The following is a 26,048-nucleotide window of genomic DNA, read 5'->3' as shown; positions in this document are numbered from 1 at the left end:
CCGAAAAATGCCTCGCGCCGCCCCCGGGGGCGTGCAACCTTCCGCCTGCTCGAAGCGGCGAAGTCTTGCCCGCGTCAGGTCATTTGCGCGGAGGTCCAGCGGGTGATCACCGATTCGAGCACCGAAATCGGCATCGCGCCCGCCGCAAGCGCGGTGTCGTGGAAACCCCGCAGGTCGAACTTGTCGCCGAGGGCGGCCTTCGCCTGCTCGCGGATCGCGACCCAGCGCGTCTGGCCGACCATGTAGCTCGTCGCCTGTCCGGGCCAGACGCAATAGCGCTCGATCTCGGTAACGTTCGACGGTTCGGGGGTGCCGAGCGTGTCGCTATAATAGCGGATCGCCTTTTCTCGGGTCCATCTATAATGGTGAAGCCCGGTGTCGGCGACGAGGCGCGCGGCGCGGAACATATAGGATTGCAGATAGCCGAGCCGGCCCCACGGGTCGTTTTTATAGACACCCATCTCGTCGGCGAGCTGCTCGGCATAGAGGCCCCAGCCCTCGGTATAGACCGAGTAGGCGGGAAGGCGGCGAAGGCGCGGGATTCCTTCGGCTTCCTGCGCCAGCGCAATCTGGTGGTGATGGCCGGGCGAGGCTTCGTGATAGGTGAGCGTCGGCAGCGTCCAGCTCGGGTTTTCGGCGGTGTCGCGCAGGTTGATATAATAGGCGCCGGGGCGCGAGCCGTCGAGCGCGGGGATCTGGTAATAGCCGCCCGTTGCGCCATCCTCGATATCGGCGGGGACGCGGCGAATCTCGACCTTCGCCTTGGGCAGGCGCCCGAAGGCTTCGGGCAGGCGCGCCTGGATCGCCTGCATCTGGGCGTTGAGCTCGGCGATCAGCTTGAACTTGCCGTCGTCGGTGTTGGGATAGAGAAAGCGCGGGTCCTTGCCGAGCGCGCGCATCCGTTCGGCGACTGTCCCCTTGGTCATGCCCTGCGCCTTGAAGATCGCGTCGGCGCGCGCGCTGAGATCGGCGACGCGGTCGAGCCCGAGCTGGTGCACCTCCTCGGCCGACATGCCCGTGGTTGTCGCGTAGCGCAGCGCATAGGCATAATATTCGTCGCCCTTGGGCAGGCGCCAGACGCCGGCGTCATGCGTGGCGCGCGGGCGCGCGGCGCGGAGCTCTTCGGCCTGGCGGCGCATCGCAGGATAGATTTTGCCCTCGACAAGCTCGGCGCAGCGTTTGGCCCAGTCGCCGGGAATGTCCTTCGTCTTGGCGGCGAGATTCTTCGTCAGGCCGTTGGCGTCGGCGGTGGGGGCCCAGATGCGGTCGAACTGGCCGAGCGCGCGGTCGATGACGAAATCGGGCGGGATGACCCCGTTCGCATGATCGGCCTTGATGCGGCCCGTTTCATTATCGAGTTGCACCGCGAAATCGGCGCAGCGCGCGAGATAGGCCTCGGCATCGGCGGCGTTCGCGATGCTGTGCTGGTTGATCAGAAAATCGGGGATCGAACGGTAGGTGCCCGAAAGCTGTGTCACCGGATGCGGTTCGGGCCAGCTGTGGAGGCCATAGTCGAACGTGTTATAGGCGTTGACGAAATGTTCCCATGGGCCGCGGAAAGTTTCGTAATTTACGAGGTCCATGCCAGAAAGCTTTGACGCGTCGATCTTTTTCAGTTCGGCGAGACCGTCGCGATAGAGCTGATGGCTCCGCTTGATGCCCGCCGGCGAGCGGTCGTCGAGCTTCGCCTTGAGTGGCAGGCGGGCGTCCTTGTCGAGCCCAAGCGCGGTCGCGAATTCGGGGCTTTCATCGACGAGGCGGTCATAGAGGCGTTCGTAGAGCGCGGTAAGCTTCGCGCCTTCGCCGTCAGGGCCGTCTGCGGTCATCGCGCGCGCGGGCGAGCGGACGCCGGCGAGGGTGGAGGTCGCGGCAAGCGTGGCGATCAGGGTACGGCGGTCGAGCATGGGGAGGTCTCCGTTGACTGTGTATTGCCCGAATATAACGGCGCCGCGTCAGCGCTGTCTTGTACCCATTTGACGTCGCCGCCACCAACCGGGTGTAGCGCCGGTCAGGCCCGTAACCGCGTGCGTCATATGCGCCTGGTCGGTGAAGTTCAGGCGATGCGCAATGTCGGCGAAGGGCTCGCCGCCGAGGCGCGCGGCGGCAAAGGCGGCACGCGCGCGAACGTCGGCGCGATAGGATTTGGGCGTGCAGCCATAGGCCGAGCGGAAGCCGCGGCTGAGCGTTTCGGGGCGGACGCCCTTGTCGTCGGCCCAGTCGGCGAGCGTGAAGGGGGACAGCCGGCGCAAATCGTCGGCGAGCATGTCGGGCCAGTCGAGCGCGGCGGGCGCGGCGGCGGCGAACATCTCGCCGAACAGCGCCGACGCGGCCCGGCGATCGCGCTCGGCGAGCCGGACGAGGCTGTCGGGATCGGCGACATGCCCGCGGACGACCGTCGTCGCGGCGAGCCTCGCCGGCAGGTCGAGCACCAGCACGCGCGCGCCCTTCGCCTCGAACCGGTCGAGATGCGATTCATAGGCGTGATGGATCAGCGCGTCGCCAGGGCGAACGTTCCAGCGCCCCTCGTCGCCGGCCTCCTGATATCCGCCTTCGAGCACGACCGCGACAAAGGCGTCGTTGTGGCAATGGCGGTCGCGCAATTCGCCGGGGCCGTGGTCGAGCAGGCCCAGCGGGGCGGCGGCGAAGCAGGGCGGCGATGCCATGATCCTATTCGCGCGCCTTTGCCGCCGCGCGAACCTCCTGCGACCGTTCGAGCGGGATGACCAATATATCGTCGCCGTCGACGATGACCGCGATATTGTCCATGCCGAGTATCGACACGCGCTTGTCGCCCGCGCGGACGAGATTGCCGCGGCTTTCGTGGAGAAAGGCGTCGCCCGTTACGGCATTGTCGGCATCGTCCTTTTCGGCGAGCGCATGGATCGTGTGCCAGCACCCAAGATCGGACCAGCCCATCGCCGCGGGGACGACGGCGACGCGATCATCCTTTTCCATCACGGCATAATCGATGGAATCCGAAGACGCTTTCGCAAATTCGATCGCGTCGGCATAGAGCGCATCGCCGTCGCGCATGCCCGCCGCGATCGCCTTGTCCGCCGCTTCGAAAATCGGGCGGCAATGTGTCAGCATCGCATCGCGCATCCTCGCCGCGCGGAACAGGAAAATCCCGGCGTTCCAGCTGTAACCACCCGCCGCAAGCATCGCCTCGGCATCGACGAGCGGCGGCTTTTCGACGAAGCGATCGACCGCGAAGCCCCAATTTTCGTCGCCATCGCCGAGCGGCCGGCCCGCAGCGATATAGCCAAAACCGGTTTCGGGCCGGTCGGGCGTGATACCGAAGGTGACGAGCCAGTCGCGTTGCGCGAGATGCACGCCCTTGGCGATCGCGGCGTGAAAGGCCGCGACGTCGGAGATGACATGGTCGCTCGGCATGACGAGGAGCAGCGTATCGGCGTCGGCCTGCGCGACGGCGAGCGCAATTGCGGCGGCGGTGTTACGGGGCATCGGTTCGACGAGCAACTGTTCCTCGCGGTCGCCCATCTGTTCGCGGACCATCGCGACATGCCCATCGCCGCACAGCACGATGGGGGGCAGGAAATCGGGTCCGGCGGGGGTACGTTCGACCGTCTGGCGGAACAGGCTGCGCCGGCCGTGGAGGAGTAGGAACTGCTTGGCGCGCGTTCCCCGCGATTCGGGCCAGAGGCGCGTCCCGGCACCCCCGCACAAAATAACGGGCTGGATCATCAAGGTCATAAGGCAGGTCTATCGCCCCCTGCCGGGGGGGCAAGCGATAAGATGGGGTGAGCATGCGCGGCGGCTGTGATGTGGCCGCCGGAAGAAGCAAATGATAAGTGTAAAATTAACCGACAGTTGACGCCTCGGCTGTAGTATCGCGCGGGCGAAAGGGTCCCGCGATAAGATGTTCCGGCTGTTCAAACATTATGTCCCGCACGCCGTCGTCTGGCTGGCGCTGATCGAGTTCGTCGCGCTGCTCATCTCGGCCGAGGGGGCGTGGCATCTTTATGCGCGTCAGGCGGGGTTCGACGCCGGGCCACTGGGCAACCGCTGGCTGCCGCTCGTCACCTTCGGCATCGCCAACTCGCTCGCGATGATGGCGACGGGCATGTACGGGAACGAAGGGCTGCGGTCGATGCGCTTTGCCACCGCGCGCCTGCTCGCCGCGATTTCGCTGGGCGTGATTTTCCTGTCGGTGCTGGGGTTCCTGCTGCCGACCGCGACGCTGTGGCGCGCGAACAGCCTCTATGCGATGGTGTTCGCGATCGCAGCGTTGTTCGTCATCCGGCTGGCGCTCACCCAGTCGGCGGGCGCCGACGCCTTTCGCCGCCGCATCCTCGTGCTTGGCGCGGGGCCGCGCGCGGCGCGGCTCGCTGCGCTGGCGCGCGAACCCGGAAGCGGGCTGGAAATGGTCGGCTTCGTCGCGATGAGCGGGATCGAAAAGACGGTGCCGGGCGCGATCCCGCGCGAGGCGATCGAGAATCTGTCGGATCATGTCCTCTCGCTGCGGGCGGGCGAGGTGGTGCTCGCGCTCGAGGAACGGCGCAACACCTTGCCGCTGAACGACCTGCTGCGCGTCAAGACGACCGGAGTGCATGTCAACGATATTGCGAGCTTCATCGAACGCGAAACGGGGCGCGTCGACCTGGCGACCACTAATCCAAGCGGGTTGATTTTTTCCGACGGCTTTTCGGCGGGGCAGCGGATTTCCAAGGTCGGCAAGCGATTGTTCGACATCCTTGCCAGCCTGTGCGTGCTGGTAATCGGCCTACCGATCGTTATCGTGGCGGCGATCGCGGTGAAACTCGACAGCCGCGGGCCGGTTTTCTATCGGCAGCCGCGCGTCGGACTGTTCGGCGAAACCTATGAAATCTTCAAAATCCGGTCGATGCGCACCGACGCCGAAGCCGCGGGCAAGGCGGTGTGGGCGAGCAAGAACGACCCGCGCGTGACTCGCGTTGGCCGGGTGATCCGCAAGCTGCGCATCGACGAACTGCCGCAGACCTGGTGCGTGCTGAAAGGCGATATGAGCTTCGTTGGCCCGCGCCCCGAACGGCCGAGCTTTGTCGAGGAGCTTGAACAGAAGCTGCCCTATTATGCCGAGCGCCATATGGTGAAGCCCGGACTGACGGGCTGGGCGCAGATCAACTATCCTTATGGGGCGTCGGTCGAGGACGCGCGGGTCAAGCTGGAATATGACCTTTATTACGCCAAAAATTACTCGCCCTTTCTCGACCTGTTGATCCTGCTCCAGACGGTGCGCGTCGTGCTGTGGCCGGACGGCGCGCGTTGACGCCATGACCGCGCTCGTGAGCCTGTCCCAATTCCTGTCGATGATGGCCCTTGCGGGCTTTGCCGGGGTCGCCCTGTGGTTGGCGGCGCGACCGCCGGCACGCATGGCTGCGCCGACGCCCGTGCCGCGCCGGCTGGCGCTGGCGGCGGCCGCGACCGCGATATGGTGCGGCGCGCTTTATGCCTTTTCCCCGGGATCGTCGCAGGCGCTTGTCATCCAGTCGCTTCGCGACCTGGCGATGCTGTTCTGGCTGTCGGGAACCTTCTGGTCGGCGAGCGCGCCGATGTCGCGGCCGCAGCGGGTGATCCTGTGGATGCTCGTGACGATCGACCTGTTCGCGCTGCTGCTGGGCGGCGCGGCCTATTTGCGCGCGGGGGCGGCGGCCTTCCCGTGGATGACGCCGACGCTGACCGTCGGCGCGATGCTGGTGGCGGTCGGCGGGCTACTGATCGTCGACAGCGGGGTGCGCCGTGCCGGTGCGGGGCAACGCATGCCGATGATGGCGGTCGCCGGCGGCTTTGCGATGCTGTGGGCGTATGAACTCAATGTGCAGCTGATCGGCGCGCTGACGGGCGAGACGGCATCGACGCTGATCCAGCTGTTGCCCGCCGTCGCGCTGCTTGTCCTGCCGACTTATGTCGTGGCGGCGATGGATGCCGGCCGCGAACGGATGCAGCTGTCGCGTACCGCCGCGATGCGCACACTGCTGCTGCTCGGCGGCGCCGCCTATCTGGTGCTGATCGGGCTGACCGGCGCCGTGGCGCGGATGATCGGCGGCGATTATACCGAACTGGCGCAGGCGACGTCGCTGGTCGTGGCGTTGGGGACCGGCGGCATATTATTGGCGTCGGCGCGCGCGCGCGCGTGGCTGTCGGTTATGATTTCCAAGCATTTTTTCGAGCATCGCTACGATTATCGTACCGAATGGATGCGGTTCACCGCGACGCTGGGGCAAGGGGCCAAGGGCGACGGCGAAGACGACGGCAATCTTTACCGCCGCGTCGCAAAGGCGCTCGCCGAACTGACAGGCAGCCCCGGCGCGTGGCTGATGCTGCCGGCTGCGAGGGGCGGCTTTCGCGTCGCGGAACAATGGCGCTGGCCGGCGGGGATCGACGAGGATGCGACGCTGTCATTGCGGTCGGCGTTCATGCTGCAGGAATCGCGGCATATCGTCGACCTCGACGCCCAGCGGCGCGGCCAGCCGGCGCAGGATCTTGCGATCCCGGACTGGCTGATCGCCGACAATCGCGCCTGGGTCGTGGTGCCCGTCGTGCATTTCCAGCGGATGATCGCGGTCGTCGTGCTCCACCGCCCGCCGGTGTCGCGCGCGCTCGATTGGGAAGACCTCGACGTGCTGCGCATCGCGGGCCAGCAGGCAGCGAGCTACCTTGCCGAATCGCAGAGCCAGCAGGCGCTGTCCGAGGCGCGGCGTTTCGACGAGTTCAATCGCCGCTTTGCCTTCATCATGCACGACATCAAGAATCTGGCGAGCCAGATCGGCCTGCTTGCGCGCAACGCCGAACGGCATGCCGACAAACCCGATTTTCGCGCCGACATGGTCGAAACGCTGAAGATTTCGGCGGGGCGGCTCTCGGACCTGCTCGTCCGCCTGTCGCCGCGCGAGCGCGGCCCCGCAGCGGAGGCCGGGCGGGTACTGATCGAGCCGTTGCTGGCCGACGTCGCCGCCGAGGTGCGTCCGCGCCGCGCGCTGTTCGTCGGTTGCCAGGCGGGGCTCGCCGCCTGGGGCGACAGGGGATCAATCCGCCAGGTCGTTCAGCACCTCGTCACCAATGCGGTCGATGCATCGGCGCCCGAAACGCCGGTGCAGCTTGTCGCGGTCGCCGAACAGGGGCGGGTGCGGATCGACGTGATCGACCAAGGGTGCGGCATGACTCGCGATTTCATTCGCGACGAATTGTTCAAACCCTTCGTGTCGACGAAGGATGCGGGATTCGGGCTGGGTGCCTTTGAAGCCTTGCAGATCGCCCAGGCAATGGGCGGTGCGATCGACGTAGCGAGCGAGCCCGGCCAAGGCAGCGACTTCACGCTGTGGCTGCCGCTTGCCGACGCGCAGGGCGAAGCGGGCATCGACCCGCGCATGATGAAAGTGGGATCGAAATGAGTGCGGAAACAAGGGAGGCGGGGGTCGATATCCGCACATTGCTTGTGGTCGAGGACGATCCCGGGCTGCAGGCGCAGCTTAAATGGGCCTATGAGGATTATCGGGTGTTCGTCGCGGGCGACCATGATACCGCGATCGAATTGCTGCGCGCCGAGGAGCCCGACGTCGTCACACTCGACCTGGGGCTGCCACCCGATCCCGACGGTACGCGCGAGGGGTTCCGGACGCTGAAGGCGATCGCCGAGGCGAAGCCCGATACGAAGGTGATCGTCGTATCAGGGCATGGCGAGCGCGCGAGCGCGCTGACCGCCATCGCCAGCGGCGCGTGGGATTTCTACCAGAAACCGATCAATATCGAGGAACTGGGCCTGATCGTCGCACGCGCCTTTCATGTGCGCGAGCTCGAAGCCGAAAATGCCCGGCTGGCGCAGCAGGGGACCAGCGACAACCGCACGCTCGGCGGGATGATCACCGGCGCCCCCGAAATGTTGAAAGTCGCGCGCACCATCGAACGCGTCGCGAACCTCGACGTGTCGGTGATGCTACTCGGCGCCAGCGGGACGGGCAAGGAGCTGCTCGCGCGCGGCCTGCACGAAGCGAGCACGCGGCGCGACGGCGCGTTCGTCGCGATCAACTGCGCCGCCATCCCCGAAAACCTGCTCGAAAGCGAGCTGTTCGGGCACGAGAAGGGGGCGTTTACCGGGGCAGTAAAGACGACCGAAGGCAAGATCGAGCTCGCGCATGGCGGCACGCTCTTCCTCGACGAAGTCGGCGACATCCCGCTGCCCTTGCAGGTAAAATTGCTGCGCTTTCTGCAGGAGCGCACGATCGAGCGGATCGGCGGGCGCAAGCCGATCGCCGTCGATACACGCATCGTCTGCGCGACGCACCGCGACCTCGATGCGATGATCGCCGAACAAAGTTTCCGCGACGATCTCTATTACCGGCTCGCCGAAATGGTGGTGAAGATACCGTCGCTGGCCGAGCGGCCGGGCGATGCGGTGCTGCTCGCGCGGCACTTCCTCCATCAATATGCGCCCGACATGAACCCCGGCGTGCGCGGCTTTGCGCCGGATGCGTTGCAGGCGATCGACGAGGCGCGCTGGCCGGGCAATGTGCGCGAACTTGAAAATCGCATCAAGCGCGCCGTTATCATGGCCGACGGCAAGCTGGTGATGCGCGAGGATCTCGATATGGCGGGCAGCGAAAGCGGCGAGGGGGGCGACGAGGCGTGGCTGAACCTGCGCGGCGCGCGCGAGGCGGCCGACCGGGTCGCGATCCGCCGCGCGATGACGCAGAGCGAGGGCAATATCTCGCTCGCCGCCAAGCTGCTGGGGATCAGCCGCCCGACGCTGTACGACCTGCTCAAACAATATCGGATGCAGGCCTGAGTGCGCTCGCTCCGTTCCTGGACCGGCACGCTGCTGATCGCGGCGTTCCTCGCAGGGTGCGATGGGGGCGGTGCCCCCGCGCCGCGCCGCGCGTTCGAGGAGCGGCGCGCCGAATTGCAAGAGGCGATCCGCGAGAATCCCCAGGCGATCGCCGAGCGCGTCGAACTGGCGCGCGTCGCGATCCGGCTGGGTGACGGCGTCGGCGCCGAGGCGGCGGTCAAGGGCGCGCTGGCGGCGGGAGCGAAAGAAGCGGCGCTGCGTCCGCTGCTCGCGCGGGCCTATGCCATGCAGGGCGCGAGCGCGCGGGCGCTCCAGACGATCGATGCCGGGCCGATCATTCCCGAGATGATCGGCGAGGCGGCGTGGGTCGCGGGCGACGTCCATCTGGAAAACGGCGACCTCGGCGCGGCGCGCGAGGCCTATGACCGCGCGGTTCACGAACTGCCGCGCGACGCGGCGCTGTGGGTCGATGTCGCGCGGTTCCGCGATGCCAATGCCGACACGCTCGGCGCGCGCGACGCGGTCGATTATGCGATCGAACTCAACAAGGCGAACAGCGCCGCGCTGGCGTTCAAGGCGAACCTTGTCCGCACCGAAGACGGCCTCAACGCCTCACTCGACTGGTACGACCGCGCGCTCGCTGCCGATCCCGACAATGCCGACGCGCTGATCGAACAGGCGGCGACGCTCGGCGACCTCGGCCGGTATCGCGACATGCTGGCTGCGCTCCGCCATGCCGCAACGCTCGTCCCGCGCGACCCGCGCCTTTTTTACCTGCAAGCCGTGCTCGCGGCGCGCGCCGACAATTACAGGCTGGCGCGCAGCCTGCTCCAGCGAACGCGCGGCGAACTCGACGACCAGCCGTCGTTCATGCTGTTGAGCGCGATCGTCGAACTGGAACTGGGCGGCGAAGCGGTCGCCGCGACCTGGGCCGACCGGCTGATCACGCAGCAGCCGCAGAATTTCAGCGCGCACCGTATCCTCGCGGCCGCCAACTGGGCCGACGGCGATGCCGACGGCGCGATCGAGGCGCTGGCGCCCATCGTCGACCGGCCCGATGCCGACAGCTGGTCGCTGCTGCTCGCCGCGCGCGCCGCCTCCGAACTGGGGCGGGGCGGCGAAGCCGCCGATTATCTGGCACGCGCAGCGATGCTGACGCGCGGCGAGGCGGTGCCCTTTGCCGCGAACAATGATTATGGCCTGCTGACGATGGCGGCCGACAATGCGCCGCTCGATCCGGCAAAAGTGATCCCGGCGATTTCGGCCGACATATCGAGCGGGAACAGCAGCAGCGCGATCGAGCGCGCGATGCGGCTGCGCGACGCGAACCGCGGCGTTGCCGACGCACATATCCTGCTTGGCGACGCGGCACTCGCCGGCGGGCGCTACGAGCTTGCGGTGCAGGCCTATCGCGCCGCGCGCGACCTTGACGCCGGCGAGCGGACGACCTTGCGACTTGCCAATGCCTTGTTCCGGGCGGGCGATGTCGCGGGATCGGGTGCGGCCATCCTGGCGCTGCGCGACAGCCAGCCATCGAGTATCGCCGCCGATCGGCTGGCCGGGCATCTGGCGATGGACCTGGAGCGCTGGGACCAGGCGATCGCACATTTCGAGCGGGTGCGCAGCCGGATCGGCAATCGCGACGTGGTGATCCTGCGCGAATTGGCGCGCGCCTGGGCCGCCAAGGACGACGACCGGCGCGCGCTGCCGCTGATCGATCGGGCGTACCGGTTGCAGCCGCTCAATGCCGGGATCATGGAATTTTATGCGGGCCTGCTCGACCGGCGAGGGGAGCGCCAGGCCGCGGCGGATTTGCGCGACAAGGCGGCGCAGATCGGCCGGTAGGCAGGGGATAGCCGGTTTCGACTGGTTGCGGACATAAAGTCCTCCCTGTGGCGCAGCCATGGGGAGGGGGACCGCCGCGAAGCGGTGGTGGAGGGGGGCTGCACCGTCGGTTCCCCACCCCGAAGCCGAGGGACGGCTTACGCCTCGGTCAGATCGAGCAGCGTCCGGGCGTCAAGGCCGATGCGGCGCATCTGCTGGGCGACGGGGGGCCACACATTGGTCAGGAAATCCGCGCGCATCAGGTCGCGCAGCCGTTCGGTCGCCCCTTCGGCGACGAACATGCCGACCCCGCGCTTGACCGTGACCAGCCCTTCGTCCTGAAATGTCTGGTACGCCTTGGCGACCGTCAGCGGGTTGGCGCCTTCCTCGGCCGCGAGCGAGCGAACCGAGGGGAGCATGTCGCCGTCGCGAAAACTGCCGTCGAGGATCGCATTGGCGATGACGTCGCGCAAACGTTGGTATACGGGTTTGGACTGATCGAGCATGCCGCCTTAATGCCATAAGACAGCAGCACAGTCAAATTCGTTCCGTTACAAAGTATACCATAACGACGAAATTAAATTTCCCAAGCGCGGACAGTATCGTCATATTCGGGGCGCGGGCGTTCGTCGAGCGCGCGGCCCGCGGTGCCGAGGAAGAAATAGCCCACGATCGTATCGCCGTCGCGCGCACCGAAGGCCGCGGCAACATCGGAATTATAGGCGGCCCAGCCGGTGAGCCAGCTGCCGACGAAACCATGGGCGTGCGCGGCGTGGAGCAGGTTCATCCCCACCGCGCCCGCCGACATCTGTTGCTCCCAGACCGGGATCTTGCTCCCCGCGACCGGCGTCGAAAGCAGCACGAGCAGCGTCGGTGCCTGATGCGCGAATTGGTCGAGCGCCGACAGGTCTACGCCCGCCGCGCCGGGGTTTTCCTTTACCCAGCTTGCCTTGAGCAGCGCGGCGAAGGCTTCGCGCTGGTCGTCGGCGATCGTGACGATCCGCCAAGGGGCGAGCTTGCCATGGTCGGGGGTGCGCAGCGCGAGCGCGATGATGTCCCTGAGCTGCGCTGCGTCAGGACCCGGCGATATCATGTCGCGGGCCTTGCCCGAACGGCGCGTGGCGAGGTGGGCGAGGAGCGAGGAGCGGTCGTTGAACATGCGCGCCATTTGGCCTTTTGCGCTGCTTTGCGCAAGTGTTGCGAACGATTCGCAGCAAATTTCCGACCGATTGCGATGGTTTCGCGCGCAATTAGATTCTTCCCATACGCAATTTTGACGCTAGTGTTACCGCCATCCGCCCCGTTTCCGGGGCCAACATCATATTCCAGGGAAGGGTCGCCATGACCAAAGCCTATGCCCAGCACGGGGATGCCGCCGGGACTTTTCTCGGCCACCCGAAGGGCCTTTTTGTCCTGTTTTTCGCCGAAATGTGGGAGCGTTTTTCCTATTATGGGATGCGCGCGCTGCTCATTTTCTACCTGACCAAGCATTGGCTGTTCTCGGACAGTGAATCGGGCGTGATCTATGGCGCCTATACGGCGCTGGTCTATATTACCCCGGTGCTCGGCGGCTATCTTGCCGACCGTTGGTTGGGGCAGCGGAAAGCGGTCGCCTATGGCGCCATATTGCTGACATTCGGCCATTTCATCATGGGATTCGAGGGCGATGGCGGGCAGGATCCGGGCAGCCTCAGCATCTTCTGGCTCGCGCTTGCCTTCATCATCGTCGGCTCGGGCTTCCTGAAAGCGAACATCTCGGTGATCGTGGGCCAACTCTATCCGCGCACCGACGTGCGCCGCGACGGCGCCTATACGATCTTCTACATGGGGATTAACCTCGGCGCCTTCCTCGGTTCGCTGCTCTGCGGCTATCTCGGCGAAACCTATGGCTGGTCCTATGGCTTCGGCGCCGCGGGCTTCGGCATGCTGCTCGGCCTGATCGTCTTTATCTGGGGCAAGCCGCTGCTGCTTGGCCGCGGTGAGCCCGACGACCCGGCGAAGCTGGCGCAGCCCGTGATGGGCATCAAGTTCGAATGGCTACTCTATATAGTCGGCCTGCTCGCGGTCGGTGTCTGCTGGTGGATGGTGCAGAATCAGGCACTCGTCGGGACGCTGCTCGGCGTCGCGGGCGCGGCGCTCGTCCTCTATGTCGTCTTCACCGCGGTCGTGAAGCTGCCGCCCCATGACCGCGATCGCATTTTCGCCGCGATGTTCCTGATCCTTGGATCGATCCTCTTCTGGGCACTGTTCGAACAGGCGGGTTCGTCGCTCAATCTCTTTGCCGACCGTTATGTCGACCGCGCGGGCGTTCCGGCGTCGGTCTTCCAGTCGCTCAACGCCGGTTATATCGTCCTTTTCGCCCCGGTATTCGCCACGCTATGGACCTGGCTCGGCCGCCGGGGGTGGGAGCCTTCGGCGCCTGCCAAGTTCGGTCTTGCGATGCTCCAGCTCGGGCTCGGCTTTTTCGTCCTCAAATGGGGTGCCGAAGCCGCGGGTCTGGAAAACGCGACCCCGGTGCTATTCATCTTCCTGATCTACCTGCTCCACACGACGGGCGAGCTTTGCCTGTCGCCCGTGGGCCTCAGCGCGATGAACCGGCTGGCGCCGGCGCATATGGCGTCGCTGATCATGGGCACCTGGTTCTTCGCATCGGCGACCGGCAATTTCGCCGCGGGCCTGATCGCGGCGGCGACGGGTTCGGAAAAGGCGAGCGGCGAGGGCGCGGGCAAGGCGCTGGTGCTCGACGTCTATGGCACGATTGGCCTGTGGGCGATCGGCTTTGGCGTGCTGGTGATCCTCGTGTCGCCGCTGATCAAGAAGCTGATGCATCTCGACACGCTACGCGATGCCGAGGATCTGGCAGGCGAGAGCGAACTGGCCGAACCACAGGCCGCCGGCGTTCGTCCCGAACCCAAGGGGGCGTAATCGATGATCCGGGGCGTGAAGGGCAGCCTGCTGGCTGCGGTGTCGCTGGCGCTCGTCAGCTGCGCGGCGACCGGGGGCGAGGCGAAGTCTGCGGGCGATGCGCCTGCTGCACCCGCGGCCAAGCCGGCCAAGTTCGAAAAGGATCCCTATCCGTCGACCTACAAGGGATATCCGACCCGCCTGACGGTGGTGAAAGGCGTCACCATCTTCGACGGCGAGGGCGGGCGGATCGACAATGGCGCGATCGTCATGTCGAGCGGGAAGGTGGACCGGATCGGCGGTCCCGATATGGAACTGCCGACCGACGCCGACGTGATCGACGGCACGGGCAAGTTCCTGACCCCCGGCGTCATCGATATTCATAGCCACCTGGGCGATTACCCGTCGCCCAGCGTCGATGCGCATTCGGACGGCAATGAGGCGACGTCGCCGACGACCCCCGAAGTCTGGTCCGAACATAGCGTGTGGCCGCAGGATCCCGGCTTCAGCCGTGCGCTGGCGAATGGCGGCGTGACCGCCCTCCAGATCCTGCCGGGCAGCGCAAATCTGATGGGCGGGCGTTCGATCACGCTCAAGAACGTACCTTCGCGCACGGTGCAGGGGATGAAGTTCCCCGGCGCGCCCTATGGCCTGAAAATGGCGTGCGGCGAGAATCCGAAGCGCGTCTATGGCGGCAAGGGCCGAATGCCCTCGACCCGCATGGGCAATTTCGCGGTCAACCGCGCGACCTGGGCAAAGGCGGTTGCCTACAAGAAGAAGAAGATGGACGACGGCAAGGCGGTCGACCGCGACCTGGCGATGGAGACGCTCGCGGGGGTGCTGGCGGGCGAGATAATTGTCCACAACCATTGCTATCGCGCCGACGAAATGGCGCTCGTCATCGATATGTCGAAGGAATTCGGCTACAAGGTGTCGACCTTTCACCACGCGGTCGAAAGCTACAAGATCGCCGACCTCCTCGCGAAGGAAGGCATTTGTTCGGCGATGTGGGCCGACTGGTGGGGCTTCAAGATGGAAGCCTATGACTCGGTGCCGGAGAATATCCCGCTGGTCTATAATGCCGGCGCCTGCACGATCGTCCATTCGGACGACGCGAACCAGATCCAGCGGCTGAACCAGGAAGCCGCGAAGGCGCGCGCGGCGGGGCGCCGCATCGGCATCGACGTGAGTGATGAACAGGCGTGGACCTGGCTGTCGTATAACCCGGCGAAGGCGCTCGGCATCGCCGACCAGACGGGCAGCCTGAAGCCGGGCAAGATGGCCGACGTCGTGCTGTGGAACGGCAATCCGTTCAGCGCCTATACGCGTCCCGAAAAGGTCTGGATCGACGGCGCACTGATGTTCGACGCGATGGATCCCAAGCGACGTCCGGTGAGCGATTTCGAACTCGGCCAACCGGGCGAGGGAGATGTGAAATGATCCGTTCGCTCCTTCTGTCTGCCGCGGCGCTGGTCGCACTTCCCGCCGCGGCGCAGGATGTCGCCATCGTCAATGCGAAGCTTGTCATCGGCGATGGCAGCGCGCCCATCGAGGGCGGCACGGTCGTCGTGCGCGGCGGCAAGATCGTCGCGTCGGGCGCCGGCGTTGCCGTGCCCGCGGGCATCGAGCGCGTCGACGCGCAGGGCAAATATGTCACCCCGGGCATCGTCGCGGCGTTCAGCCGCGTCGGACTGACCGAGGTCGACGCCGTCAGCGGCACCAACGATCGTTCGGCGACCCGGTCGCGCTTTTCGGCGGGGCTCGATATCGCCCCGGCGCTCAACCCGATGGGATCGCCCGTCGCGGTCAACCGCGCATCGGGCGTGACGCGCGCGATCGTCGCGCCGCAGAGCAGCAGCAATCTGTTCGCCGGACAGGGCGCGGTCGTCGACCTTGCCGACGACATGGAAATGGTGACCAAACCGCGCGCGCTGCAATATGTCGCGTTTGGCGAGGATGGATCGGCCAAGGCGGGCGGAAGCCGCGCCGCGACCTTCCTCTTGTTCCGCGAACAATTGCTCGCGGCGCGCAGCTATGCGCGCAATCCCGCGACGCTTGCCGAATGGGGCAATGACGCGATGATCCAGCGCGCCGACGCCGACGCGCTCGTCCGCGTGATCGACGGCACGACGCCACTGTTTGTGCGCGTCGACCGCGCCGCCGACATCGTCAATGTGCTGAAGCTGAAGGGTGAGTTTCCCGCGCTGAAGCTCGTTCTGGTTGGGGTGACTGAAGGCTGGCTCGTTGCGCGCGAACTGGCAGCGGCGAAGGTGCCGGTGCTGGTGTCGCCGCTGACCGACCTGCCGTCGAGTTTCGAGCAGCTGGGCGCGACGCAATCGAACGCGGGCCGCCTGAAGGCCGCAGGCGTCGACGTGGCGGTCGGCGTGTTCGACGACGATGACGCGCACAAGATGGGCTATGCGACGCAATATGCGGGCAATCTGGTCGGGCTGACGCGCTTGCCCGGTGCGAGCGGGCTGAGCTGGGATCAGGCGTTCGCGTCGATCAGCAGCGCCCCCGCGCGCGCCGTCGGCATGGAGGGCAGCATCGGGTCGCTGCGCCCCGGCCGCGCCGGCGACGTCGTGATCTGGGACAATGATCCGCTAGAGCTTGGCAGCCGCCCGACCGCGATCTGGATCGACGGCAAGGCGCAATCGCTCACGACGCGGCAGGACCGCCTGCGTAATCGTTACCGGACCCCGCAGGAAGGGGCGCTGCCCAAGGCTTACGACCGCTAGCGACGGACAGGCGCGGCGCGCCTGCCTCGTTTCCACCTCTATGTTGACACTGTTATCTTTGTAGCGGATGGTACCGGCAGAGGCCGCGAGTCGCCCGCCACGGGCGGGATCGGCGGGACGGGGAAGGATGGCCATGCAACCGATATCGCTTTTGATCGTCACCGGCGTGCTGTTCGTCGGTTCGCACCTTCTGCTGTCGCATCCCTTGCGCGCCGGACTTGCGGCGCGGCTGGGCGAGCGCGGATTCCAGATCGTTTATTCGATCGTCGCGATCGCCACGCTGATCATGGTTGTGCAGGCGTGGCGCGGGATGCCGCCCGAACCGCCGTTGTGGGCGGTGGGCGACGGCCTTTGGACGGTCGCGTCGCTGCTTGTGCTTTTTGCGAGCATTTTGTTCATGGGATCGCTCATCGGTAACCCGGCGCTGCCCGCACCGGGCGCCGAAAAGGCCGCCGCGGCGCCGCCACGCGGCGTGTTCGCGATCACGCGGCACCCGATGATGTGGGGCTTCGCGCTCTGGGCGGTGGCGCATGCGATGGTAATGCCGATGCCGGGCCAGATCATATTGTCGGCGATCATCGCCTTCCTCGCGCTCGTCGGGTCGGCGGGGCAGGATGCGAAAAAGGCGCGGTTGATGGGCGATGCCTGGCGCGGTTGGGCGGCGCGCACGAGCTTCATTCCCTATGCACAGCAGGTTTCGGGCCAATCGCCGTGGGGCGACGCGATCCCCCGTCCGCATGCCCTCCTGGGCGGAATAGTGCTTTGGATTGCCGCGACCTGGGCGCATGGTGCGCTTGGTTACATGGTCGCCGGCATCTGGCGCTGGGTCGGATAGGAGCCCGATGAACGCGGTCACGCATCTCAACGATCTGTCCTTGCGGTTGCTGGGCCGCGCGTTCGACCAGCTCGATGCTGAAGAAAGGCGCGTCGTCGAAGCGATCGCCGCGCGTGCGCCGAGCAGCCGCGACGCCGCCGATATCGAGGATGCGCAGGCGAGCTATGGCGACCGGCTGGCCGACAAGGTCGCGGCGGTCGGCGGATCGTGGGGCTTCATCATCGTCTTTTCGCTGGTGCTGTTCGGCTGGATGCTGCTCAATTCCGAGGTGCTCGAACGCTGGAGCCTGGCGTTCGATCCCTATCCCTTCATCTTCCTCAATCTGATGCTCTCCACGCTCGCCGCGGTGCAGGCACCGATCATCATGATGAGCCAGAACCGGCAGTCCGCGAAGGACCGGCTGACCGCGAGCGTCGATTACGAGATCAATCTGCGCGCCGAGCTGGAAATCATGCGGTTGCACGAAAAGCTCGACCAGATGCGCGTGAACGATCTGGCGGCGAAGATCGACGAATTGTGCGCGCGGATGGAAGCCAAGGGCTAACGCCGCCTAAAATGGGTCGGTTTGGGGTGGTGAACGTTCACTCCAGTAGTGTTCAAAATGAAGAATGGTCAGCGGAGTGTTTATGAGCACGGCAAACGTCATCCTGCCCCCGGCGGCGGTATTTTGGGCTCTCCGCCTGTTCAAATTCGCGCTTGGGGCTGCAATCAGACGACACATCCTCTATCCGAAGATGCGGGACATGAGGCGGCTCAAGAACGACTATGCGTAACCGAGAATTTTCGGTTGGAAGATTACACTGTCGTAATATGTTGAATAGAGATCCGGCTGTGCGTGGCGCATTGGTTCAGGCAGGCAAGGTAATGGAACAGTCTGGGTCAGAAATTCATCGAAAATAATACGTGTTTGAAAAAGCGAGCAAAAATACCGAGCGATGTTTCGAATTTTTTCCGAAAGTTCCGACACCGGACGGTGGAGGTATGATTTGCGTTGTGAATGGCCAAGATATCTCTCGGGTCTATTTGGAGGAATGACATGCTGAACAAAGCGTCCGCAATCGCTCGCTAGTCGACGAACATCTTTTCCGGTTGTGCCGAGCCCTTCGACTGCCCCTGAGCGTGCTCAGCATAAACTCCGACCTTCGGCAGAAGTCGGGACACCCATCGACGCGGCGCTCAGCCCGAGGGGCATCTCGACGTCGCTCGATGCGAACGGGTTAGGATAGAGCGAACGTCAACAATCGGCCGAAGTCCACTGGTCTGCCGAAGCTTCCTATCGCTATTCGGCCGCCTCGTCCTTTTCGAACAGGGGCTCCATCTTGATCGGGTCGGCCAGCGTGATGCGGTCGAGGATCGCCGCGGTGTCGTCGCGGACCTTCAGCATCAGGCTGCGCATCCGGCATTCGATTTCGGGGAGGCAGTTCTTGCATTGTTCGTGCGCGTTGCGCGCCGCACAGGGAACGAGCGCAAGCGAGCCGCGCGTCAGCCGGACAAGGTCGCCATAGCTGATGTCAACCGGCGGCAGGGCCAGCTGATATCCGCCGTCGCGCCCGCGCTGTGAGATGAGCAGCCCCTCGCGGGCCATTTCGGACAGGATGACGGTCAGGAATTTGGGGGGGATATTCTGCGCCTCCGCAATGTCGGCCAGCTGCACCTGCCCCTTGCCCCAATGGTCGGCAAGGTGCTGGAACGCGCGGATCGTATAGCGGGTCTTTTGCGAGAGCATGGCGGCGTTACTGTGACATATTCGGCGTTAATTCAACCTGTCTGGATGACATAAGTTGCAAGGTTGATGAAAATCACAGCGGGTGGCATGAAAAGCGCTTATAAAAGGTCGCACGATGGCCCGACACCGGGCGCCACGAGGGTGGATTATGATGCGTAAAATATGGGCGACCCCGGCCGTTCTTGCGGCCTGCTTGCTCGCCGTCGCTCCGGCGCAGGCGCAGTTCGGCAGTCTGCTACGCAAGGTGACGACGCCTGCGCCCAAATCGAGCGAAGGCGGCAATGGCGGCTGTCCCAAGGGCAAGAAGGGCAATAGCATCGGCCGCAACATCATCGGCAATGTGCTGAACGATGCGGTCGGCGATGCGGCGAGCAAGGCCGGTGTCTATTCCTATGTGCCGATCGCGGAGGTGAGCGGGACGCTGACCGACGCGATCGCCTGCCGCCTCGATCCCGGCGAGCAGGTGCAGGCGGCGGCGGCGACCGAGGAGGTGACGCGCGGCGAAGAGGTCGGCGCAACCGCGAACTGGACGAGCGCGACGCGCGAGAATGTCAGCGGATCGTCGACGGTCGTGGCGCGCAACGACGAGGCAGGCGGCCGGCGCTGTATGAGCGTTACCGACTTCATCATTGTCGAAGGCGAGGAAACGCGGGTCACCAAGCGCATGTGCAAGGAGCCCGGCCAGGCACGATATGTGGTTGCGGCATGAAGCCGTTCGCCCGTCTTTCGATCGCCGCCGCCTCCGCGCTGCTTGCGATCGGCGGCACGCCGGCCAAGGATCCGGTCAATCCGACCTGCCCGCTCAACCCTGGCTGGTCGACCAATCCGCAGATGCAATTCACCTATTTCGAGCAGGGCGGGTGGAAAATCATCAAGGGCGAAGGGCGCATCGACAAGGATGTCGTGCCCCGGCTGAAGGCCGCGCTCGCGAAGCATCCCGACCTCGATGAAATATGGCTGAGCTCGCCAGGCGGCGATGCTCGCGCAGGCAATGAAGCGGGGCGGTTGATCCGCGACACGCTGGACGTCGTCACGCGCATCCCTTCGGGCTGGGCCTGTTACAGCGCGTGCAACTTCATGTTCATGGGCGGGCGATCGCGAACCATCGATCCCGGCGGCGAGTTTATCGTGCACATGTTCACCCGCACCGGCGACAGGAGCACGATCGACTACAGCGTCGCCATGGGGACCGACGCGACGACCGAACTGATCGGCGAGATCGAGCAGGATGCGGCGCAGCTCGCAAGCGAGGACAATGATTTCATGATTCGCATGTTCCTGTCGCGCGAGCTGCTTACCGACATCATGTACAAGCAGAAGGCGGTGAAAGGCAGCGGTCCCGACAAGTCGACGAGGCGCTGCCTGACGCTGGACGAAGCCCGCAAATATGGCGTCATGAACGCCGAGTTCGAATAGGCGCCGCCGAACAGTCGGGGTTCGATCTCCGGATAGTTGCAAACAGCAACGAATGACGTAGACTGGCGGCCAACAAGGAGAGGCTGCCATGAACGACATGACGCACGAGCATGCGACCTTCCGGTCGATGATCGACGGGACGCAGGAAGATTGGGACATTATCGCGCGCGAACAGAAGGAGTTCGCGCCGAACAATGGCAAGCGCATCCTCGAGCATCTCAAGCTGCTCGGCGGCGATTATGGCGGCTTTCCTGTCGACCGGCTCGAACATTGCCTGCAAACCGCGACGCGTGCGCACAGGGACGGCCGCGACGAGGAATATGTCGTGATGGCGCTGCTCCACGACATCGGCGACACATTGGGCGCGTTCAATCATCCCGACGTCGCGGCGGCGATCCTCAAGCCGTTCCTGTCAGAAGAAAATCTGTGGATCGTCCAGCATCACGGCATCTTTCAGGGGCATTATTTCTTCCACTATCTCGGGCTCGACCGCGACATGCGCGATCAGTTCCGCGATCATCCCCATTATGCGGCGTGCGCCGAATTCTGCGAGAAATACGACGCGCCGGCGTTCGATCCCGATTACGACAGCGAGCCGCTTGAATTCTTCGAGCCGATGGTGATGCGGATATGTTCCTACCCGCGCACGAGCATCTACAAGAAGGTGATGGTCGAGGAAGCGGCCGAATAAGGATCGTGATCCCCGGCGAAAGCCGGGGCCCATTCACGGTTGGTTGCAGGCCCCGGCTTTCACCGGGGATCACAATGTTTACTTCCCCTTGAACTCGGTCTTGCGCTTCTGCTGGAAGGCCATGATGCCCTCCATCGCGTCGGCGGTGCCGCCGGCGATGAACTGCCCCTTGGCTTCGGCGTCGAGCGTCGTCGCGAAATCCTGTGTCAGCCCGTCGCGCAGCACCTTGCGCATCGTTCCGAGCGCCACGGTCGGCCCGTTCGCGAGGCGCGCCGCGAGCGCCTTGGCCTCAGCCATCAGCTCGGCGTCGTCGACGCTCTTGTAGATCATGCCCCAGTCGGCGGCCTGATCAGCCGAAATCTTCTCGCCGAGCATCATCATCTGCAATGCGCGCGGCACGCCGATCAGGCGCGGCAGCAGCCACGACGAGCCGCCGTCGGGAACTAGCCCGATGTTGACGAAAGCCTGCAGGAAATAGGCGCTCTTGCCCGCGATGGTGAAATCGCCCGACAGCGCGAAGCTGCACCCCACGCCTGCCGCGGGGCCGTTGACCGCAACGACGACGGGGATGTCGAGATTGGCGAGCGAAAGCAGCATCGGGTTGTAATGGCCGCGCAGTGCATTGCGGCTCCGCGCCCCGCCGCTGACCGCGCCGCCCGCCGAGCGGTCGCCCGCAAGGTCGGCGCCCGAACAGAAGCCGCGGCCCTCGCCGGTGATCAGCAGTGCGCGCGTGCCAAGGCCCGGCAAATGATCGAGCGCTTCGCGGATATCGTCCGCCATCGCTGGCGGCATCGAATTGAGCCGGTCGGGACGATTGAGCGTGATCGTCCCAACATTGTCGGCGATGTCGAGCTTGATGGTGTTGAAGGTCGGAAGGGTCATGGGGAAGAATCCTCTCGCGGCTGCTTTACCTTTACGTTCACGTAAAGTTGTTACCTATTCGCGAGGCGAGCGCAAGAGGGAAGGGGGAGGTATGATCCCCTTTCCGCAGCCGTCCCGGTTGGCTTTCCCTGGTCAGCCTGCGGGTTTGACGCCCAGAAGCTCGACGGTGAACAACAGCGTCGCGCCGCCGGGGATAGGGCCCTTGCCGTCCGGTCCATATGCGAGATGCCAAGGGATCGCGAGTTCGACCTTGTCGCCGACGCCCATCAGTGCGACGCCCTCCTGCCAGCCGTCGATCACGCGGTTGAGCGGGAAGGTCGTCGGCTCGCCGCGCCGGACCGAACTGTCGAATTCCTGTCCGTCGGTAAAGGTGCCGACATAATGAACCGTGACTTCGTCGGTCGGGCCGGGGTGGGCGCCGCTGCCGTCGCCGGCGATCCGGCGCCAGCGCAGCCCCGACGGGGTGGCGCGCCAGCCGTCGATCCCGCTGCGCTCGGCAAGCGCCGCCATCTGCTTGTTCAGATAGGCGGTGCTCGGACCCGCGGCCTTGTCCGCCGGCTGACCCTGCGCTGGGGAGGAAAGGCACAACGCGGCGGCCGTAGCGGCAAGCAGCGGGTTCATCGGTGATCTTGGCATGGAAACTCCCTCGAACGATATGCGCATAAGCGCATCGCGCGCGCGATAGGCAAGGACTTATGTGGCTGGCTTTGGGGAACTTTGGCGCAGCGGCATCGTTATGCCTTCGTATCGACAATCGGAGATTTGAGGCGCGGCCACCGGTGTTTCCCGTCGAAAGCCATGGCTTTCGAGGCGGGTGTGCCGCGCGAGATGCAAGGAGATATCAGATGTTCAAATGGGCTTTGATTTTTGCGGTGATCGCGCTGCTCGCCGGTGTTCTCGGCTTCGGGGGTGTCGCCGGTGCGGCCGCCGGCATCGCGAAAATCCTGTTTTTCGTCGGCCTTGCGCTGGTCGTGCTTTTCCTGATCATGGGTTCGGCCGCCGCGCGAAAGCTGCGATGAAAATAATTGGCGCGGACGGGAACGATCTTGGACCAGCCGCGTTTTATATATCTGCTTGATCGAAAGAAAGAGTGGAATTGACTTCCGTCCTCGGACGAAGTCTAGGGAGCCCCGCCGCAGGAATGCGACGGGGCTTACCTGTTTCCGGGCTTGGAAAAGAAGCGCGCGGGGCGGACGTGCCCGCAATTTTCCGCCGCCGCTTTCCCGCAAATGAACGGCGCTGCATTTTTGCAACATATTGCGACAATTTATCGTCGATCCGGCAATTCGTTGGGACAGATCGCATCTAGAACGCCTTCATCGGGACCGGGGCTTTCCCCAAGGATCCCCTGCAGGAGTTTATGACGTGAAGAAAATCACCCTTTTGACTCTGGGCGCCGCATTGATCGCGGTGCCCGTCCTTGCCGCTCCCGGCGGGGACCGCAATGCCACGCTCACGCGCGCCGAAGCGCAAGCCAGAGCGGCGGACATGTTCGCCAAGATGGACGCCAACAAGGATGGCAAGCTCGACGCCGCCGACCGCGCTGCCAAACGTGCCGAAATGCAGGCGAAGCGCTTTGCGACGCTCGACGCCAATTCGGACGGCAGCATCAGCAAGGCCGAATGGGACCAGCATGGCGCCGACCGCGCCGCGAAACGCGCCGAACGCAAGAAAAAACGCGCCGCCGCGGGCGAAGCCGGTGAAGGCGAGCGCGACTATATGCGCGGCCATGGCGGCAAGCGTGGCGGGCACGGGATGCGCGCCGGTCACGGCGGCTGGATGAAGGCCGACGCCGACGGCGACAAGGCAATCAGCCAGGCCGAGTTCCAGACCGCGGCGCTCGCCCGCTTCGACGCCGCCGACGCCAACAAGGACGGCCAGTTGACGCCGGAGGAACGCAAGGCGCAGCGCGGCGCATGGCGCGCCAAGCGCGGCGCGGCACCCGCCGCCCCCGCCAACCCCTGACCATTTGGCCGGGACAAGGCGCGAAGCGCACGGCCTTCCTCCCCCTCCCGGGCATTGCCTTTGCCGCCGGTCCCTGCCAGCTATCGCCCATCGGCCCTTCGCGGCCGATGGGCGAACCAGCATCCCGACCCTGGCTCCATCTTTGGCGGAAATCCCATGACCGATACCGACGCGCCGCGTATCCTCCTCGTCGACGATGAGCCGTCGATCCGAGAGCCGCTGGGCGAATATCTGACTGCGCAGGGTTTTGCCGTAACCGACGCCGCGAGCGCTGCCGAGGCGCGCTCGGTGCTGCGCGCGCAGGGCGTAGACCTTGTCGTCAGCGACATCATGATGCCGGGCGAGGATGGGCTTTCGCTGACCCGTCACCTGCGCGAGACGACCAATATTCCCGTCATCCTGCTGACGGCGCGTGCCGAGGATACCGAACGGATCATCGGGCTCGAGATTGGCGCCGACGACTATGTCGTCAAACCCTTCAATCCCCGCGAACTGGTCGCGCGCATCCGCTCCGTGCTGCGCCGCACCCAAAAGGGCGGCCGCGCGCTCGACGGTGGCGGCACCTGCTATGCCTTTGGCGACTGGGTGCTGCGCGAAGTCGAACGGGTGCTCGTCGATGCCGACGGCAATGAGGTCGCGCTGTCGTCGGGCGAATATCATCTGCTCCACGCGCTCGTTCGCCATCCGCGGCAGGTGATGAGCCGCGACCGCCTACTCGACATGGTGCGCGGCCGCGAAGCCGATATTTTCGACCGGGCGATCGACAATCTGGTCAGCCGCCTGCGCAAGAAGATCGAGGTCGATGCCGCGCATCCGCAGATCGTTAAAACGGTGTGGGGAGGGGGCTATACGCTCGCGTGCGAGGTCCGGCGCATGGGGCCTGCGGCATGAAGTTGCGTCTCTGGCCCAAAAGCCTTGTGGGCCAGCTTGTCTTCGCGGTGGCGGTGATGCTTTTCGTCGCGCAGGCGATCAACTTCGTCCTGCTGTCGCGCGGGATGCGGCAGCAGGCGCTGGCGCACGGCGGTGGCATGGCGGTCGCGCGCGTGATCGATGCGATCGAGCGCGACCGGCGCGGCGAGTTCCGGCGCCCGCGAAGCGACGCCGACGCGCGCGAGCGCGTGCAAAAGCTCGTGATTTCGGACGACATGCCGCCGCTTCCGGTGGGGGCAGTGCGGCTGCCCGACCTCGCCCAATATGTCAGCGGCCTCCTCGACGAGACGAACGTTCATGTCGAATCGGTCGATGCGTGGGCGCTCCCGCCGCGCGACCGTCAACGGCTGCGGCGGCCGGCCTTTCCCGACCGCCCCGTCGTCGTCGTCGCCAAGGTCGATGAACGCTATTTCGCCGTGCGGACGCGGATCGCAGCGGGCGGCAATCGGTTGCAGGGCTTTCTCGTCTGGCAGACGCTGTCGCTCTACCTGCTCCTGCTCGTCCCGATCATGCTGATCGCGTGGCGGGCCGCGCGGCCGCTGCGCGACCTGACGCGCGCCGCCCGCGCCAACCCGGCGCTGCGCGACGCCGAACCGCTCGAAGAAGAGGGGCCGTCCGATGTCCGCGGCCTGATCGCCGCCTTCAACGCCTATCGCACCCGCATAGCAACGATGCTGTCGGACAAGGACCGGATGCTCGGTGCGGTCGGCCACGACCTCCGCACCCCACTTGCCAGCCTGCGCGTGCGCGTCGAACAGGTCGACGACGACCTGCTGCGCGACAAGATGGTAGCGAGTATCGAGGAAATGACCGCTATGCTCAGCGACATATTGGCGCTCGCGCGGTCGGGCGCGGGAACCGAGGCGCTGAAGCGCCTGCCGCTGCGCGACCTGATCGGCGAACTGGCGGCCGATTATCGGGAGCGCGGCAAGGATGTTACCGTCGCGGACGTCGCCGACGTCGCGGTCTTGGCGCGGCCGCTGCTGCTCAAGCGGGCCTTGCGCAACCTTACCGACAATGCGCTCGCCTATGGCCAGCGCGGGCGGCTCTCGGTGACGGCTGCGGCGGGGCGCGCACGGATTATCGTGTCTGACGACGGCCCCGGACTGACCGAGGAGCATATCCGCACCCTGGTCGAACCCTTTGCGCGCGGAGAGCAGTCGCGCAATCGCGCAACCGGCGGCGCCGGGCTCGGCCTGTCGATAGCGCGCGATATCGCCGAGGGCGAGGGCGGCGCGCTGATGCTGCACAACTGTCCGGATGGCGGCCTCGACGCGATCATCGAATTGCCCGTTCAGGCATAGGGATTGGCGACTTCGTCGATAACCGGGCCGAGGGTTTTTGGCGTGGCTTAG

The 26,048-nt window shown here is 65.4% G+C and carries 24 protein-coding genes; 16 read left to right on the top strand and 8 right to left on the bottom strand.

Annotated elements, in window-relative coordinates; all coding sequences use genetic code 11:
* Positions 1 to 74: 74 nt before the first annotated feature.
* The 3 genes from HDC35_RS02575 to HDC35_RS02565 are packed head-to-tail and all read right to left on the bottom strand — an operon-like array spanning position 75 to position 3,714.
* The gene (locus HDC35_RS02575) at positions 75 to 1,904 is read right to left on the bottom strand and encodes a DUF885 family protein (protein WP_184643338.1); all 1,830 of its coding nucleotides are present in this window, start codon (positions 1,902 to 1,904) and stop codon (positions 75 to 77) included.
* Positions 1,905 to 1,952: 48 nt separating this feature from the next.
* Positions 1,953 to 2,663 carry an AraC family transcriptional regulator gene (locus HDC35_RS02570; protein WP_184643336.1) on the bottom strand — a complete coding sequence of 237 codons (711 nt, stop codon included), beginning with the start codon at positions 2,661 to 2,663 and terminating at the stop codon, positions 1,953 to 1,955.
* Positions 2,664 to 2,667: 4 nt separating this feature from the next.
* Positions 2,668 to 3,714 carry a mannose-1-phosphate guanylyltransferase gene (locus tag HDC35_RS02565; protein ID WP_260397455.1) on the bottom strand — a complete coding sequence of 349 codons (1,047 nt, stop codon included), beginning with the start codon at positions 3,712 to 3,714 and terminating at the stop codon, positions 2,668 to 2,670.
* Positions 3,715 to 3,880: 166 nt separating this feature from the next.
* Between HDC35_RS02565 and HDC35_RS02560 the strand changes: the two genes are divergently transcribed.
* The 4 genes from HDC35_RS02560 to HDC35_RS02545 are packed head-to-tail and all read left to right on the top strand — an operon-like array spanning position 3,881 to position 10,627.
* Positions 3,881 to 5,269: a TIGR03013 family XrtA/PEP-CTERM system glycosyltransferase gene (locus HDC35_RS02560; protein ID WP_184643334.1), complete on the top strand. Its 1,389-nt coding sequence runs from the start codon at positions 3,881 to 3,883 to the stop codon at positions 5,267 to 5,269.
* Positions 5,270 to 5,273: 4 nt separating this feature from the next.
* The gene (gene prsK, locus HDC35_RS02555) at positions 5,274 to 7,391 is read left to right on the top strand and encodes an XrtA/PEP-CTERM system histidine kinase PrsK (RefSeq protein WP_184643332.1); all 2,118 of its coding nucleotides are present in this window, start codon (positions 5,274 to 5,276) and stop codon (positions 7,389 to 7,391) included.
* Positions 7,388 to 8,782, top strand: a complete 1,395-nt coding sequence (gene prsR, locus HDC35_RS02550) for a PEP-CTERM-box response regulator transcription factor (protein WP_184643330.1) — start codon at positions 7,388 to 7,390, stop codon at positions 8,780 to 8,782. Before prsK ends, prsR begins: the two co-directional genes overlap by 4 nt.
* Positions 8,783 to 10,627: a tetratricopeptide repeat protein gene (locus tag HDC35_RS02545; protein ID WP_184643329.1), complete on the top strand. Its 1,845-nt coding sequence runs from the start codon at positions 8,783 to 8,785 to the stop codon at positions 10,625 to 10,627.
* A 137-nt stretch (positions 10,628 to 10,764) separates the two neighbouring features.
* Here the strand turns inward: HDC35_RS02545 and HDC35_RS02540 are convergent, their stop codons facing one another.
* Together HDC35_RS02540 and HDC35_RS02535 are read right to left on the bottom strand one after the other, a co-directional pair.
* Positions 10,765 to 11,112, bottom strand: a complete 348-nt coding sequence (locus HDC35_RS02540) for a GntR family transcriptional regulator (protein ID WP_184643327.1) — start codon at positions 11,110 to 11,112, stop codon at positions 10,765 to 10,767.
* Between the two features lie 71 nt (positions 11,113 to 11,183).
* The gene (locus HDC35_RS02535) at positions 11,184 to 11,765 is read right to left on the bottom strand and encodes a nitroreductase (RefSeq protein ID WP_184643962.1); all 582 of its coding nucleotides are present in this window, start codon (positions 11,763 to 11,765) and stop codon (positions 11,184 to 11,186) included.
* Positions 11,766 to 11,947: 182 nt separating this feature from the next.
* Here HDC35_RS02535 and HDC35_RS02530 point away from each other — a divergent pair, with 182 nt between their 5' ends.
* From HDC35_RS02530 to HDC35_RS02510, 5 genes are all read left to right on the top strand, one after another.
* Positions 11,948 to 13,531: a peptide MFS transporter gene (locus HDC35_RS02530; protein ID WP_184643324.1), complete on the top strand. Its 1,584-nt coding sequence runs from the start codon at positions 11,948 to 11,950 to the stop codon at positions 13,529 to 13,531.
* 3 nt (positions 13,532 to 13,534) lie between these two features.
* Positions 13,535 to 14,950 (top strand): amidohydrolase, encoded by a 1,416-nt coding sequence (locus tag HDC35_RS02525; RefSeq protein WP_184643322.1) that lies wholly within the window; start codon positions 13,535 to 13,537, stop codon positions 14,948 to 14,950.
* Entirely contained in the window at positions 14,947 to 16,248 is a 1,302-nt protein-coding gene (locus HDC35_RS02520; RefSeq protein WP_184643320.1) for an amidohydrolase family protein, read from the top strand. The genes HDC35_RS02525 and HDC35_RS02520 overlap by 4 nt, the downstream gene beginning before the upstream one ends.
* 133 nt (positions 16,249 to 16,381) lie before the next feature.
* Entirely contained in the window at positions 16,382 to 17,083 is a 702-nt protein-coding gene (locus HDC35_RS02515) for an NnrU family protein (protein WP_184643318.1), read from the top strand.
* 7 nt (positions 17,084 to 17,090) lie between these two features.
* Entirely contained in the window at positions 17,091 to 17,627 is a 537-nt protein-coding gene (locus tag HDC35_RS02510; RefSeq protein ID WP_184643316.1) for a DUF1003 domain-containing protein, read from the top strand.
* Positions 17,628 to 18,362: 735 nt separating this feature from the next.
* On the opposite strand, the gene HDC35_RS02505 is transcribed toward HDC35_RS02510, so the two are convergent.
* Positions 18,363 to 18,809, bottom strand: coding sequence for an Rrf2 family transcriptional regulator (locus tag HDC35_RS02505; RefSeq protein WP_058803848.1), 447 nt, complete (start codon positions 18,807 to 18,809; stop codon positions 18,363 to 18,365).
* A gap of 148 nt (positions 18,810 to 18,957) precedes the next feature.
* Here HDC35_RS02505 and HDC35_RS02500 point away from each other — a divergent pair, with 148 nt between their 5' ends.
* From HDC35_RS02500 to HDC35_RS02490, 3 genes are all read left to right on the top strand, one after another.
* Positions 18,958 to 19,518 (top strand): hypothetical protein, encoded by a 561-nt coding sequence (locus tag HDC35_RS02500; RefSeq protein ID WP_260397454.1) that lies wholly within the window; start codon positions 18,958 to 18,960, stop codon positions 19,516 to 19,518.
* Positions 19,515 to 20,225, top strand: coding sequence for a hypothetical protein (locus tag HDC35_RS02495; RefSeq protein ID WP_260397453.1), 711 nt, complete (start codon positions 19,515 to 19,517; stop codon positions 20,223 to 20,225). Before HDC35_RS02500 ends, HDC35_RS02495 begins: the two co-directional genes overlap by 4 nt.
* Positions 20,226 to 20,313: 88 nt before the next feature.
* The gene (locus tag HDC35_RS02490; protein ID WP_184643314.1) at positions 20,314 to 20,916 is read left to right on the top strand and encodes an HD domain-containing protein; all 603 of its coding nucleotides are present in this window, start codon (positions 20,314 to 20,316) and stop codon (positions 20,914 to 20,916) included.
* Between the two features lie 78 nt (positions 20,917 to 20,994).
* Here HDC35_RS02490 and HDC35_RS02485 read toward each other — a convergent pair whose 3' ends face one another.
* Together HDC35_RS02485 and HDC35_RS02480 are read right to left on the bottom strand one after the other, a co-directional pair.
* Positions 20,995 to 21,798, bottom strand: a complete 804-nt coding sequence (locus HDC35_RS02485; protein WP_184643312.1) for an enoyl-CoA hydratase-related protein — start codon at positions 21,796 to 21,798, stop codon at positions 20,995 to 20,997.
* 132 nt (positions 21,799 to 21,930) lie between these two features.
* Entirely contained in the window at positions 21,931 to 22,434 is a 504-nt protein-coding gene (locus HDC35_RS02480; protein ID WP_260397451.1) for an FKBP-type peptidyl-prolyl cis-trans isomerase, read from the bottom strand.
* Between the two features lie 209 nt (positions 22,435 to 22,643).
* Between HDC35_RS02480 and HDC35_RS02475 the strand changes: the two genes are divergently transcribed.
* From HDC35_RS02475 to HDC35_RS02460, 4 genes are all read left to right on the top strand, one after another.
* Complete coding sequence (locus tag HDC35_RS02475; protein ID WP_184643310.1) at positions 22,644 to 22,817, top strand: DUF1328 domain-containing protein; 174 nt, start codon at positions 22,644 to 22,646, stop codon at positions 22,815 to 22,817.
* A gap of 346 nt (positions 22,818 to 23,163) precedes the next feature.
* Complete coding sequence (locus HDC35_RS02470; RefSeq protein WP_184643308.1) at positions 23,164 to 23,763, top strand: EF-hand domain-containing protein; 600 nt, start codon at positions 23,164 to 23,166, stop codon at positions 23,761 to 23,763.
* Positions 23,764 to 23,919: 156 nt separating this feature from the next.
* Positions 23,920 to 24,654 (top strand): response regulator, encoded by a 735-nt coding sequence (locus HDC35_RS02465; protein ID WP_184643306.1) that lies wholly within the window; start codon positions 23,920 to 23,922, stop codon positions 24,652 to 24,654.
* Complete coding sequence (locus tag HDC35_RS02460; RefSeq protein WP_184643304.1) at positions 24,651 to 25,997, top strand: cell wall metabolism sensor histidine kinase WalK; 1,347 nt, start codon at positions 24,651 to 24,653, stop codon at positions 25,995 to 25,997. Before HDC35_RS02465 ends, HDC35_RS02460 begins: the two co-directional genes overlap by 4 nt.
* Positions 25,998 to 26,048 lie beyond the last annotated feature (51 nt).

This window comes from Sphingopyxis sp. JAI128, from assembly GCF_014207235.1.
Lineage (GTDB): Bacteria > Pseudomonadota > Alphaproteobacteria > Sphingomonadales > Sphingomonadaceae > Sphingopyxis.
Note: the sequence above shows the minus strand (reverse complement) of the source record. Positions and strands in the feature narration are given on the sequence as shown.